At 66.0% G+C, this 12,977-nt stretch carries 10 protein-coding genes and 1 pseudogene; all 11 read left to right on the top strand.

Annotation, left to right across the window (positions count from 1 at the left end):
* The first annotated feature begins 20 nt into the window (after positions 1 to 20).
* A complete protein-coding gene (gene xylF, locus AC30QB_RS18160) occupies positions 21 to 1,046 on the top strand; it encodes a D-xylose ABC transporter substrate-binding protein (protein WP_489547666.1) in 1,026 nt (341 codons plus the stop codon).
* A 69-nt stretch (positions 1,047 to 1,115) separates the two neighbouring features.
* Positions 1,116 to 2,297, top strand: a complete 1,182-nt coding sequence (locus AC30QB_RS18155) for a sugar ABC transporter permease (protein WP_489547665.1) — start codon at positions 1,116 to 1,118, stop codon at positions 2,295 to 2,297.
* Positions 2,294 to 3,064: an ATP-binding cassette domain-containing protein gene (locus AC30QB_RS18150; protein WP_489547664.1), complete on the top strand. Its 771-nt coding sequence runs from the start codon at positions 2,294 to 2,296 to the stop codon at positions 3,062 to 3,064. Before AC30QB_RS18155 ends, AC30QB_RS18150 begins: the two co-directional genes overlap by 4 nt.
* Positions 3,065 to 3,104: 40 nt before the next feature.
* A complete protein-coding gene (locus AC30QB_RS18145) occupies positions 3,105 to 4,355 on the top strand; it encodes an ABC transporter substrate-binding protein (RefSeq protein ID WP_489547663.1) in 1,251 nt (416 codons plus the stop codon).
* Positions 4,356 to 4,376: 21 nt separating this feature from the next.
* Positions 4,377 to 4,673, top strand: a pseudogene (locus AC30QB_RS18140) (transaldolase family protein); the annotation flags it as partial.
* A gap of 67 nt (positions 4,674 to 4,740) precedes the next feature.
* The gene (gene xylB / locus AC30QB_RS18135; protein WP_489547662.1) at positions 4,741 to 6,210 is read left to right on the top strand and encodes a xylulokinase; all 1,470 of its coding nucleotides are present in this window, start codon (positions 4,741 to 4,743) and stop codon (positions 6,208 to 6,210) included.
* 181 nt (positions 6,211 to 6,391) lie between these two features.
* Positions 6,392 to 7,705 carry a xylose isomerase gene (xylA, locus tag AC30QB_RS18130; protein ID WP_489547661.1) on the top strand — a complete coding sequence of 438 codons (1,314 nt, stop codon included), beginning with the start codon at positions 6,392 to 6,394 and terminating at the stop codon, positions 7,703 to 7,705.
* 158 nt (positions 7,706 to 7,863) lie between these two features.
* On the top strand, positions 7,864 to 9,513 hold the full coding sequence (locus tag AC30QB_RS18125) for a glycoside hydrolase family 43 protein (RefSeq protein ID WP_489547660.1): 1,650 nt from the start codon (positions 7,864 to 7,866) through the stop codon (positions 9,511 to 9,513).
* Positions 9,510 to 10,652: an endo-1,4-beta-xylanase gene (locus tag AC30QB_RS18120; protein ID WP_489547659.1), complete on the top strand. Its 1,143-nt coding sequence runs from the start codon at positions 9,510 to 9,512 to the stop codon at positions 10,650 to 10,652. The genes AC30QB_RS18125 and AC30QB_RS18120 overlap by 4 nt, the downstream gene beginning before the upstream one ends.
* Positions 10,653 to 10,738: 86 nt before the next feature.
* Entirely contained in the window at positions 10,739 to 12,442 is a 1,704-nt protein-coding gene (locus AC30QB_RS18115) for an AMP-binding protein (RefSeq protein ID WP_489547658.1), read from the top strand.
* Positions 12,442 to 12,657, top strand: a complete 216-nt coding sequence (locus tag AC30QB_RS18110) for a hypothetical protein (protein WP_489547657.1) — start codon at positions 12,442 to 12,444, stop codon at positions 12,655 to 12,657. Before AC30QB_RS18115 ends, AC30QB_RS18110 begins: the two co-directional genes overlap by 1 nt.
* The last annotated feature ends 320 nt before the right edge of the window (positions 12,658 to 12,977 follow it).

The following is a 12,977-nucleotide window of genomic DNA, read 5'->3' as shown; positions in this document are numbered from 1 at the left end:
AACAACAGCAAGGAGACAACATGCACACGAAACACAAACTTCTGGCCGCCGGCTTTCTGGCCACCTTCGGCAGCCTGGCCATGGCACAAACCCTGGTCGGCGTGAGCTGGTCCAACTTCCAGGAAGAGCGCTGGAAGACCGACGAAGCCGCCATCAAGGGCCAGCTGGCCAAGGCAGGCGGCAGCTATGTCAGCGCCGACGCGGGCGGCTCGCCCGAGAAGCAGCTGGCCGACATCGACGGCCTCATCGCCAAGGGCGCCAAGGCGCTGATCATCCTGGCCATGGACAAGGACGCCATCGTTCCCGCGCTCGCCAAGGCGAAGGCAAAGAACATTCCGGTGGTCGCCTATGACCGCTTGATCGAAGCCCCCGGCGTGTTCTACATCACCTTCGACAACAAAGAAGTGGGCCGCATGCAGGCGCGCGCCGTGCTGGCCGCCAAGCCCAAGGGCAACTACGTGATGATCAAGGGCTCGCCCACCGACCCGAACGCCGACTTCCTGCGCGCAGGCCAACAAGAGGTGCTGGCCGATGCCATCAAGAAGGGCGACATCCGAATCGTGGGCGAGGAGTACACCGAAGGCTGGAAGCCCGAAGTGGCGCAAAAGAACGTGGAGCAGATCCTCACCAAGAACGCCAACAAGGTCGACGCGGTGGTGGCCTCCAACGACGGCACGGCGGGCGGCGCCGTGGCGGCCCTGTCGGCACGCGGCCTGAAGGGCGTGCCGGTGTCGGGCCAGGACGGTGACCACGCCGCCCTGAACCGCGTGGCGCTGGGCACGCAGACGGTGTCGGTCTGGAAAGACGCACGTGACCTCGGCCGCGAAGCCGCCACGGCGGCCCTCGCGCTGGCCGGTGGCAAGAAGGTCGCAGGCTCGTCGACCTGGGCCGAAGGCGAGAAGAAGATCCCGATGAGCGCGATCTTCCTCAAGGCCGTGCCGGTGACGCAGGCCAACCTCGACGTGGTGGTCAAGGCCGGTCACATCTCCAAAGACGCCTTGTGCAAGGGCGTTGACAAAGCCGCCGGCCCTGCCGCCTGCAAGTAAGCGGCTTGTTGCGCCCGCGTGTGCCGCGTCATGCGGCACACGCGCCTGCCCGGCACACAGAAGCACCCCATGTGGAACCAACTTCAAATCAGCAGCCTCGACCTGCGCCTGTCCATCATGGCGGGCGTGTTGATCGCCATGGCGCTGGTCTTTCATGGGCTCACGGGCACCTTCCTGACGCCTGAGAACCTCTACAACATCGCCCAGCAGACCGCGGTGGTGGGCATCGTCGCGGCCGCCGTGGCGCTGATCATCGTGGCGCGCCAGATCGACCTGTCGGTCGGCTCGGTGATGGGCGTGGTGGGCGTGCTGATCGCCTTTCTCATGTACACCAAGGGCTGGCACTGGGTGCCGGCCTCGCTGGCCGGGCTGGCGCTGTCGCTGGCCATCGCGCTCTACCAGGGCTGGCTCACCGCCTACCTGGGCGTGCCTTCCTTCGTGGTGACGCTGGGCGGCCTGATGTCGTTTCGCGGCGCCGCCTTTTTGGTGGCCGACGGCAAGACACAGCCGATCAACGACCCCGTCTTCCTGATGATCGGCGGCGGCCTCGAAGGCTCGCTCGGCCCCCTGCTCAGCTGGGTGCTGGGCGTGGGCCTGTCGTTGCTGCTGGCCTGGAACGCCGTGTCGCGCCGGCGCAAGGCGCATGCGCACGGCTTCCCGCTGCGCCCGCTGTGGTTCGAGGCCGGGCTCACGCTCTTCTTCATCGCTTCACTGCTCGGCTTCGTGGCCACGATGAACACTTATGTGCTGGCCGACAAAGGTGCGGGCCAGGGCATTCCGATCCCGGTGGTGATCTGGGGCGTAGTGGTGGCGGGCATGGCCTTCATCGTCAACCGCACGCGCTTCGGGCGTTATGTCTATGCCATCGGCGGCAACCCCGAAGCGGCGTTGCTGGTGGGCATTCCGGTGAAGCGGGTCATGCTCAGGCTCTTCTTGCTGCTGGCCGTGATGGTGACCGTGGCTGCGGTGGTCTCGGTGTCGCGGCTGAACGCCGGCACCAACTCGCTCGGCTCCAACATGGAGCTGTACGTGATTGCCGCTGCGGTGATCGGCGGTGTGGCCCTGTCGGGTGGCAGCGGCACCGTGCTGGGCTCGGTGCTGGGCGCGCTGGTGATCCAGTTCCTGGAGTCGGGCCTGCTGTTGCTCGACGTGAACATCGGCTTGCGCATGGTCATCATCGGCCAGGTGCTGATCGTGGCCGTGGTGTTCGACGTGCTGTACCGCCGCGCCACCGGGGAGCGCATGACATGAGTGCACTGCCCATGACCACGCCGCTCATCGAGATGCGCGACATCCACAAAGCCTTCCACGGTGTGCGCGCCGTGGAGGGGGTGAGCCTGTCGGTGCACCCCGGCGAGGTGGTGGCCCTGCTGGGCCACAACGGCGCCGGCAAGTCCACGCTGATGAAGCTGCTGGCCGGCGCCTTCAGCATCGACAGCGGCGAGATCAGGGTGGCGGGCGAGCTGGTGCGGCTCGACAGCCCAGCCGATTCGCAGAAGCTCGGCATCGAAACCATCTACCAGACCCTGGCCCTGGCCGACAACCTCGACGCCGTGGCCAACCTCTTCCTCGGGCGCGAGTTGCTCACCCGCTGGGGCACGCTCGACGACTACGCCATGGAGAAGGCCGCACGTGAGGTTTTCCACCGCCTGAACCCCAACTTCAAGAACATCCGCGTGCCGGTGCGTTCGCTCTCGGGTGGGCAGCGACAGGTGGTCGCCATTTCGCGAGCGCTCTATTTCAACGCCCGCGCGCTGATCATGGACGAGCCCTGCGCCGCCCTCGGGCCCGAAGAGACGCGCATGGTCCATGAGCTGGTGCGCACGCTCAAGGCCAGCGGCGTGGGCATCTTCCTGATCACACACGACATGCCCGACGTGTTCGGCCTGTCCGACCGCCTGTCGGTCATGAAGAACGGCAAGACCGTCGGCACCTACCGCACCACAGACGTCAGCGAAGACGAGGTGCTCGGCATGATCATCGGTGGCAGACCTTTGCAACGTCTGGCGCCCTTGTAGAGATCCCCCACAACAACCACTGGACAACAAGGAGACAAGCATGAAGAACCTGATCAAACCCCTGGTGCTGGCCGTCAGCGCCCTGGTGACTTTCGGTGCGCAAGCACAAGCCACCACCACGATCACCGTGGCCTCGTTCCCGAGCTTCGACATGGCGATCAAGGCCGCCATCCCGCTGTATAAAAAGCTCCATCCTGAAATCGATATCAAGCTCGCCAGCCTGGCATTTGCCGACCACCACACCGCCATGACCACGGCGCTGGCCACCGGCGCCAACCTGCCCGACGTGATGGCCGTCGAGCTGAGCTACATCGGCAAGTTTGCCGAGTCGGGTGGTCTCGAAGACCTGGCCAAGGCGCCGTACAACGCCATGCCCAGCACCTCGCGTTTTGCCAAATTCTCGGTGCCCCAGGCGATGAGCGGCACCGGCGCGCTGGCCGCCATGCCGGCCGACATCGGCCCGGGCGCGCTGTTCTACCGCAAGGACCTGCTCGACAAGGCCGGTGTCACCGAAGCCGATCTCACCCGCAGCTGGGACTCATACATCGCCGCCGGCAAGAAGCTCAAAGCCGCCACCGGCGCCTTCCTGCTGGCCAATGCGGCGGACATCAAGGACATCTACATCCGCTCGGGCCTGAAAGACGGCGAAGGCATCTACTTCAACAAGAAGGGCCAGCCGCTGATCAACACGCCGCGCTTCCAGAAGGCCTTCGAGCTGGCCAAGAGCGCGCGCGAGGCCGGCATCGACGGCAAGATCAGCGCCTGGTCCAACGAGTGGAGCGAAGGCTTCAAGCGCGACAAGGTCGCCTCGCAGATGATGGGCGCCTGGCTGGCAGGCCACCTGAGCAGTTGGCTGGCCCCCGAATCCAAGGGCAACTGGCGTTCGGCCCAGTTGCCCAACGGCACCTTTGCTTCGTGGGGCGGCTCGTTCTACGCCATCCCGAAGAAGGCGCAGAACAAGGCCGCGGCCTTCGAGTTCATCAAGTTCATGACGCTGAGCAAGGAGATGCAGCTGGAAGCCTTCCGCAGCCTCGATGCCTTCCCGGCGCTGATCGAGGCGCAGTCCGACCCCTTCCTTGACCAGCCCATCGCCTACCTCGGCGACCAGAAGGCACGCCAGCTCTGGAAGGTCTCGGCCGACAAGATCCAGGCGATTGCGGTCGACAAATTCGACCCCATCGCCAACGACGTGGTGAACAGCGAGTTGAGCAAGGTGCTCGAACAGGGCAAGGACATCAAGACCGCCCTCGCCGACGCGCAAGAGCAAGTCAAGAAGCGCACACGCCGTTGAGCCACGCCCGCGGCCCGCAGCATGACCTACCGCATCACGCCAACGTCGCAACTGGAGCAGTTGAAGCGCTACACGACCGTGGTCGCCGACACCGGCGACTTCAACAAGATCGAGCGCTCGACCCCGCGCGACGCCACCACCAACCCGTCGTTGGTGCTGAACGCCGTGCGCCGTGCGGCATACGCGCCGCTGCTGCATGAGACGGTGCGGGCCCACCCACAGGCGTCGGTCGATGACATGGCCGACGCCTTGCTGGTGCGCTTCGGCACCGAGATCCTGAAGGTGGTGCCAGGCAGCGTGAGCACCGAGGTCGACGCGCTGATCCACGCGGCCCGCGCGTGAGCGCCTGCGCCTCAACTCAAACCTTTGACAACAAGGCCCGTCGATGTACCTCGGATTCGATCTCGGCACCTCCGAGCTGAAGCTCCTGCTGCTGGCTGACAGCGGCGCCATCGTGGCGCAGGCGGGCGCGCGGCTCAGCGTGCAGCGGCCGGCCGCCGGCTGGAGCGAGCAGGACCCGCACGCCTGGTGGGCCGCCGCTGAGCAGGCCGTGGCCCAGCTGCGCTCGCTCGCGCCGCAGGCCTGGGCACAAGTGCGCGCCATCGGCCTGTCAGGCCAGATGCACGGCGCCGTGCTGCTCGACCGGCACGGTGAGGTGCTGCGCCCGGCCATCCTGTGGAACGACGGCCGCTCGGTGCTCGAGTGCGCCACGATGATGGCGGCCCTGCCCGCGCTGCCCCAGATCGCGGGCAACCTGGCCATGCCCGGCTTCACCGCACCCAAGCTCGCCTGGGTGCGCACGCACGAGCCGGCGCTGTTTGCGCGCATCGACAAAGTGCTGCTCCCGAAGGACTACCTGCGCTACCGCATGACTGGCCTGTACGTGAGCGAGATGTCCGACGCCGCCGGCACGCTGTGGCTCGACGTGGCACAGCGCCGCTGGTCCGACGAGCTGCTGGCGCTGACCGGGCTCAGCCAGGCGCAGATGCCCAGCCTGGTCGAAGGCAGCGAGGTGTCGGGGCGTCTTTCGATCGAGACCGCCGCAGCCTGGGGCCTGTCGCCCGAGGTCATCGTGGCGGGTGGCGGCGGCGACAACGCCGCCAGCGCCATCGGCATCGGCGCGGTGCGCCCGGGCGAGGGTTTCATCTCGTTGGGCACGAGTGGCGTGATCTTCGTCGTCAACGACCGTTTCCGGCCCAACCCGGCCTCGGCCGTGCACGCCTTCTGCCACGCCGTGCCGGGCCGCTGGCACCAGATGAGCGTGATGCTCTCGGCGGCCGCGTGCCTGAGCTGGGTCACCCGCCTGGTGGGCGCCGAAAGCGAGGCCGCGCTGGTGGCTCGCACCGAGACACTCTCTGCCGCCGAGCAGCTGGCGGCGCCGCTGTTCCTGCCCTACCTGTCGGGCGAGCGCACGCCGCACAACAACCCCCACGCACGCGGCGTGTTCTTCGGGCTCGACCATGACACCGACGCACGAGCCCTGTGCTACGCCGTGCTCGAAGGTGTGGCCTTCGGCCTGCGCGACGGGCTCGACGCCTTGCGCGCGGCCGGCACACAACCCGGCACGCTGGCCCTGGTGGGCGGCGGCGCACGCAGCGGCTTCTGGGCCCAACTGCACGCCGACGTGCTGGGGCTTGCGATCGTCACGCTCGACGGTGGCGAAGCCGGCGGCGCGCTGGGTGCGGCTCGCCTGGCCTGGCTGGCCGACGGCGGCGACGAAGCCCAGGTGTGCCAGCCGCCCGCCGTGCGCCACCGTTTCACGCCCGACACCCCTCGCGCCCACGCGCTGGCTTCGCGCCACAAACGCTTCAGCGCGCTGTATGCGGCCACACGTGGGCTGTTTCCAGCCACTTGATTCAACCTGATCCCACTTGATCCAAACGCGCCATTCACCCCCCCGTTCGGGCTGAGCCTGTCGAAGCCGGCGCAGAGCTGTGTGCACCCTTCGACAAGCTCAGGGCGAACGGCGCAAAGCGAACAACACGGCCAGCTGCTGTGCCGCCCCGAGACACCGATTGACGACCCCAGGAGAAAACATGAGCTACCTGTCCAACATCGAACCTATTCGTTACGAAGGCCCGCAGACCCCGAACCCGCTGGCGTTTCGCTACTACGACAAAGACCGCATGGTGCTGGGCAAGCGCATGGAAGACCACCTGCGTTTTGCCGCCTGCTACTGGCACACCTTCTGCTGGAACGGCTTCGACCCCTTCGGCTACGACGGCACGTTCGAGCGCCCGTGGCACAGACACACCGACCCGATGCAGGCCGCACGCGCCAAGGCCGAAGTGGCGTTCGATTTTTTCAGCAAGCTCGGCCTGCCCTACTACTGCTTCCATGACCGTGACGTGGCCCCCGAAGGCGCCACCCCGCGCGAGAGCGTCGACAACCTGCGCCGCATGGTCGACGTGCTCGGCGAGCAGCAGCAACGCACGGGATTGAAGCTGCTGTGGGGCACGGCCAATGTGTTCAGCCACCGCCGCTTCATGAGCGGCGCAGCCACCAACCCCGACCCCGAAATCTTCGCGCTGGCCGCTCTGCAGGTGAAGGAGGCGATGGACGCCACCAAGAAGCTGGGGGGCGAAAACTATGTGATCTGGGGTGGGCGTGAGGGCTACGAAACCCTGCTCAACACCGACATGAAACTCGAGCTCGACAACCTGGGGCGCTTTTTGCGCATGGCCGTCGAATACAAACACAAGATCGGCCTGAAAGGCCCGATCCTGCTGGAGCCCAAGCCACGCGAGCCGACCAAGCACCAGTACGACTTCGACGTCGCCACCGTGTTCGGTTTCCTCAAGGCCAATGGGCTGGAGAACGAGGTCAAGGTCAACATCGAGGCCAACCACGCCACCCTGGCCGGCCACAGCTTCGAGCATGAGATCGCCACTGCGCTCGCGCTCGGCATCTTCGGCTCGATCGACATGAACCGCGGTGACATGCAGTGCGGCTGGGACACCGACCAGTTCCCCCACAACGTGCCAGAGACGGCGCTGGCGATGTACTACATCCTGCAGGGCGGCGGCTTCACCACCGGCGGGCTGAACTTCGACTCGAAGGTGCGCCGCCAGTCGCTCGACGCCGAAGACCTGTTCCACGGCCACATCGGCGGCATGGATGTCTCGGCCCGAGCCCTGCTCGTGGCCGAAAAGATGATCCAGGACGGCGGCATGGCCCGCAGCCTCGGCGAGCGTTACGCCGGCTGGCAAGGCCCGCTGGGCCGCGACATCCGCGACGGCCGGCTCGGCCTCGACACCCTGGCGCAGCGCGCGCTCGATCGCAACACCGACACCCTGCCGCGCTCGGGCCGCCAGGAGGCGCTGGAAAACTGGGTCAACCGTTTCGCCTAAAGGGCTGAGAGTTCTCGGTTCCCTCGTCCGTTCGCCCTGAGCCTGTCGAAGGGTGCGCCGTGCACTGCGCCGACTTCGACAGGCTCAGTCCGAACCGAAATCAAAGAACTCTCGGCCTTCGAACCCTCTGAACATCTGAATATCTGGAGCTTGCCGCGATGAATACCGTCATTCACAACCCGGTGCTGCCGGGGTTTCACCCCGACCCATCCATCCTGCGCGTGGGGCGCGACTTCTACATCGCCACCTCGACCTTCGAGTGGTGGCCGGCGGTGCGCATCCATCATTCGCGCGACCTGGTGCACTGGCAGCACCTGTCGTACGCGCTCACCCGGCGCAGCCAGCTCGACATGCGCGGCAACCCCAACTCCGCCGGCATCTGGGCGCCCTGCCTGAGCCACCGCGACGGTACGTTCTACCTGGTGTTCACCAATGTGCGCAGCACGCTCGGCGCGCACAAGGACACGCCCAACTACCTGGTGACCGCACCGCACCCGAGCGGCCCCTGGTCGGAACCGATCGAGCTGCACAGCCGGGGCTTCGACGCCTCGATGTTCCATGACGACGACGGCCGCAGCTGGCTGCTCAGCATGCAGTGGGACCACCGCCCCGGGCGCAACCAGTTCAACGGCATCTTGCTGCAGGAGTACGACCACGAACGCCGTTGCCTGACAGGCCCGGTCACCAACATCTTTGCCGGCACCTCGCTCGGTGTGGTCGAAGGCCCGCACCTCTACAAGCACGACGGCTGGTACGTGCTGCTCACCGCCGAGGGCGGCACCTTCTACGAGCACGCGGTCACCATCGCACGCTCACGCCAGATCGGCGGCCCCTACGAGTTGAGCCCGCATCACCCGATGCTGACGGCGCACCGCGCTGCACCCGCCGGCCTGCAACGCGCCGGCCATGCGAGCCTGGTCGACACCGGCCTCGGCGAGTGGTACCTGGCCCACCTGTGCGGGCGCCCGCTGGAGTGGCTTCACAACCCGCCACCCGAAGCACCCGCGCAGTACGAGGGCCTGCATTGCAACCTCGGCCGCGAGACCGCATTGCAGCGCGTGGAATGGACACCCGACGGCTGGCCCCGTCTCGCGCATGGCGACAACACGCCGCTGACCGAACCCGCCGCGCCGCAGCTGCCACCCGCGCCGGTGGAGCGTGAGGCCGAGCAAGACAACTTTTCGGCCAGCAGCCTGTCGGGCCACTGGAACACGCTGCGCGAACCCGCCGACGAATCGTGGCTCTCGCTGAAGGCCCGCCCCGGCCACCTGCGCCTGGTCGGCCGCTGTTCGCTGATGTCGAACTTCGACCAGAGCCTGGTGGCAAGGCGCCAGCAGCACTTCAACTGCGAAGCCGACACCGTGCTCGAATTCCAGCCCACGGTGTTCCAGCAGATGGCCGGGCTGGTGGCCTACTACAACACGCAGAACCACGCGTACCTGCACGTCACCCACGACGAATCGCTCGATGCCCGCGTACTGCGCCTGGAGGTCAACGACGACGGCAAGCTGCGCGAAGCCGCCGCGCCGGTGCCCGTGGGCGAAGCCCCCCGCGTGTGGTTGAAGCTGCGCTTCGAGGGGCCGCGGTTCCGCTTCTGGTACGCGCTGACCGAAGGGCAGTGGCAGCCCGTCGGCGAGGCACTGCCCTCGTCGATGCTGTCCGACGAATACGCCACGCGCTTCGAAGGCGGCTACCCGCGCAGCTTCGGCTTCACCGGCAACTACATCGGCCTGGCCTGCCAAGACCAGTCGGGCTCGCACCTGCATGCCGACTTCGCGCACTTCAGCTACCGCGAGTTGAGCGCATGAGCCCGAAAGGATCGCCGAAACTGACCCGACGTCAGTTCTCGCTGCGGGTGGCGGCGCTCGCCGCCACCAGCAGCCGGACCGACGCCACGGCCCCGAGCGAGCCCTCGCTGGCCCAGGCCCTGGCGGGGCATTTCCTGTTTGGCGCGGCCATCACCCCGGGGCAGGTGACGGTGTCGGCCGCCAACTTCATCAAGCAGCACTTCAACGTGGTCGTGGCTGAAAACGCGATGAAGCCGACAGAGCTCATGCCCAAGGGCGGGCGCGAGGGCCAGTACGACTTCACGACCGCCGACACCATGGTCGACTTCGCGCTCGCCAATGGCATCAAGGTGCGCGGCCACACGCTGGTTTGGCACCAGCAGACACCGGCCTGGTTCTACTCGGACGCCGGCAAGACGGTGTCACGCAGCGTGCTCATCGCGCGGCTGGAGAAGTACATCACCGACGTGGTCACGCATTTCAAGGGCCGCGTGTTCGCCTGGGACGTGGTGAACGAGGCGTTTGTCTTCGACGAGCCCGGTGCCGGCCCCACCGATCCACAGGGCATGCGCATGAGCCAGATGCGCGAGATCGTGGGGCCCGAGTACATCGAGATCGCGTTTCGTGCCGCGGCCAAGGCAGACCCCGACGCGCTGCTGTTCTACAACGACTACGAAACCCAGCAGCCGCGCAAGGTGGCCGCGATCTCGCGCATGGTGGGCGAACTCAAGGCCCGCGGCGTGAAGATCGACGGCATCGGCCACCAGGCGCATTGCAGCATGCTGCACCCGCGCGTGGGCGCGCTCGAAAGCGCCATCGACGAATACGCCAAGCTCAAGGTCACGCAGCACATCACCGAACTCGACATCGCGCTCAACGACAACCTTGCCGACAACCGGGTCTTCGAAGCCACCCCGAAGCTTCTGGCGGCGCAGGCCAAGCGGTATGCCGAGTTCTTCGACTTGTTCATTCGCAAGCGACAGCACATCAGCGCGGTGCTCACCTGGGGCATCAGTGACGCGCAGTCATGGCTGCGACAGTGGCCCTCGCCACGGTTTGAAGCCCCCCTTCTGTTCGACGACGAGTTCCGCCCCAAGCCGGCCTTCCACGCCGTGCTCGCCACGGCACGCAAGCGCCGCAGAATTGACACACGTCAATGACGCCTTGGCGCCATGGGTGTTCCATGGGAGTCTGAGGGTGCGCCGGAAACAGCCCCGAGCGCAGCCCCTCAAAGACTGGAGACACCATGGAAAAGATCTGGCTCAAGCAATATCCCAAGGGCATTCCCGCCGAAGCAAACCTCGGTGAATTCAGCTCGCTCAAGCAGGTGCTGGAGACCAGTGTTCGCCGCTTCGGCCCGCTCACCGCCTACAGCAATATGGGGGGCCACCTCAGCTACCAGCAGCTCGACGAAGCGAGCCGGCATTTCGGGGCTTACCTGCAAAAGTCGCTCAAGCTGCCCCGAGGCGCGCGAGTGGCCATCATGTTGCCCAACCTGCTGCAATACCCGGTGGCCTTGTTTGGCGCCCTGCGCGCCGGCTACACGGTGGTCAACGTCAACCCGCAGTACACCCCGCGTGAACTAGAGCACCAGCTCACCGACTCGGGTGCCGAAGTGATCGTGGTGCTGGAGAACTTCGCCCACACGCTGCAAGAGGTGCTGGAGTCGAACAAGTCGCTGCAGCTCACCGTGCTCACCACCGAGGTGGGCGACATGCTGCCGTTGGTGAAAGAGCTCATCACCAATGCGGTGGTGAAGTACGTGAAGAAGATGGTGCCCGGGTGGCGCATCGCGCACGCCATCGAGTTCAACGCCGCATTGCGCGAAGGCCATGGCCTCACGCTCACCGACGTGCCGCTCACGCAAGATGACATCGCCTTCCTTCAGTACACCGGCGGCACCACCGGTGTGGCCAAGGGCGTGATGCTGACGCACGGCAACATCGTGGCCAACGTGCAGCAGATGTCGCTGTGGATCGGGCTCAACCTCGAAGACGGCAAAGAGATCTGCGTCATCCCGCTGCCGCTGTACCACGTGTATGCCCTGCTCTCCAACCTGGTGTTCATGAAGATCGGCGCGCACGTGATGCTCATCACCAACCCGCGCGACATGCCGGCCTTCATTGCCGACCTGAAGAAGTACCCCTTCACCGGCATCATTGCGGTCAACACCTTGTACGCCGCCTTGCTAGACGCGCCTGCGTTCAAAGACGTCGACGTGCGCCACCTCAAGATGACCTCAGCCGGCGGCATGGCGGTGCAGCGTGCGGTGGCCGAGCGCTGGAAGGCACTCACCGGCACGGCCGTCATCGAAGGCTACGGCCTCACCGAAACCTCTCCCGTGGTGATAGCCAACCCGCTCGACATCAAAGACTGGACGGGCGCCATCGGCGTGCCCATCCCCTCCACCGAAGCCACCATCCTCGACGACGACGGCGCGCCGGTGGCCCTGGGCGACGTGGGCGAGATTTGCGTGCGCGGCCCGCAGGTGATGAAGGGCTACTGGAACCGGCCCGACGAAACCGCCCACGTCTTCACCAGCGACGGCTGGCTGCGCACCGGCGACATGGGCTTCATGGACGAGCGCGGCTACTTCAAGATCACCGACCGCAAGAAAGACATGATCATCGTGTCAGGCTTCAAGGTCTTCCCCAATGAGATCGAAGACGTGATCTCGGCCCACCCGGGCGTGCGTGAAGTGGCAGCCATCGGCGTGCAAGACGACCGGTCGGGCGAGGTGGTGAAGCTCTTCGTGGTGCCGCGCGACGACACCCTCACCGAAGCGCAGCTGCGCGAGTACAGCCAACAGAAGCTCACTGGCTACAAGAGGCCGAGGTTCATCGAATTTCGCAGCGAGCCGCTGCCCAAGAGCAACATCGGCAAGATTTTGCGGCGCGAGCTGCGCGACAGCGACTCGCAGCGCACCGGCTCACCGAAGGCCGCTGCGTAATGCCAGACCGCCACGGCCTCGCCCGAGGCGATGCGCCTCGTCGACACAGCCTGGCTGCGCAGCGACAACGACGTCAACAGATGGTGATCTTGGGCGTGTGGATGCTGCGCCCGGGCATCAGCCATGGGGCGCTGTTCCAGCGGCTCAGCGACAAACTGTTGAAGTACAGGCGCTTTCGCCAGCGCACCGTGCAAGGGATGCTGTTTACCGAGTAGGAGCTCGACCCCGAGTTCGACATCCACCGCCACGTGGTAGTTGAAACGCTCAAGCGCCACCGCGCCCAGACCGAGCGCGAGGCCGTGCAGCAACGCTGCAGCGAGCTGGCATCGGCGCGCCGTGACGAAAGGCGTTGGCAAGAATCACGCATGCCGTCATTCCCGCGAAGGCGCGCCGGGATGTCGCCCCGGCAGGCAACCTACTTTCTTGTGTCGACTGTTCAGACGCGGGACAGGGGTAACGGGTGTGCACAGACATGGGTAACACCTTCTCAAGTGTGCACGCTGGGCAGACGCAGGTCGATGCGCATGAATCGCTG

This window comes from Rhizobacter sp., assembly GCF_046595475.1.
Taxonomy (GTDB): Bacteria; Pseudomonadota; Gammaproteobacteria; order Burkholderiales; family Burkholderiaceae_C; genus Rhizobacter.
This window is presented reverse-complemented; position numbering and strand designations above follow the sequence as displayed.

Coding starts and splice junctions, on each gene's coding strand:
- xylF (WP_489547666.1), top strand. CDS start 21: ATGCACACGAAACACAAACTTCTGGCCGCCGGCTTTCTGGCCACCTTC.
- AC30QB_RS18155 (WP_489547665.1), top strand. CDS start 1,116: ATGTGGAACCAACTTCAAATCAGCAGCCTCGACCTGCGCCTGTCCATC.
- AC30QB_RS18150 (WP_489547664.1), top strand. CDS start 2,294: ATGAGTGCACTGCCCATGACCACGCCGCTCATCGAGATGCGCGACATC.
- AC30QB_RS18145 (WP_489547663.1), top strand. CDS start 3,105: ATGAAGAACCTGATCAAACCCCTGGTGCTGGCCGTCAGCGCCCTGGTG.
- xylB (WP_489547662.1), top strand. CDS start 4,741: ATGTACCTCGGATTCGATCTCGGCACCTCCGAGCTGAAGCTCCTGCTG.
- xylA (WP_489547661.1), top strand. CDS start 6,392: ATGAGCTACCTGTCCAACATCGAACCTATTCGTTACGAAGGCCCGCAG.
- AC30QB_RS18125 (WP_489547660.1), top strand. CDS start 7,864: ATGAATACCGTCATTCACAACCCGGTGCTGCCGGGGTTTCACCCCGAC.
- AC30QB_RS18120 (WP_489547659.1), top strand. CDS start 9,510: ATGAGCCCGAAAGGATCGCCGAAACTGACCCGACGTCAGTTCTCGCTG.
- AC30QB_RS18115 (WP_489547658.1), top strand. CDS start 10,739: ATGGAAAAGATCTGGCTCAAGCAATATCCCAAGGGCATTCCCGCCGAA.
- AC30QB_RS18110 (WP_489547657.1), top strand. CDS start 12,442: ATGCCAGACCGCCACGGCCTCGCCCGAGGCGATGCGCCTCGTCGACAC.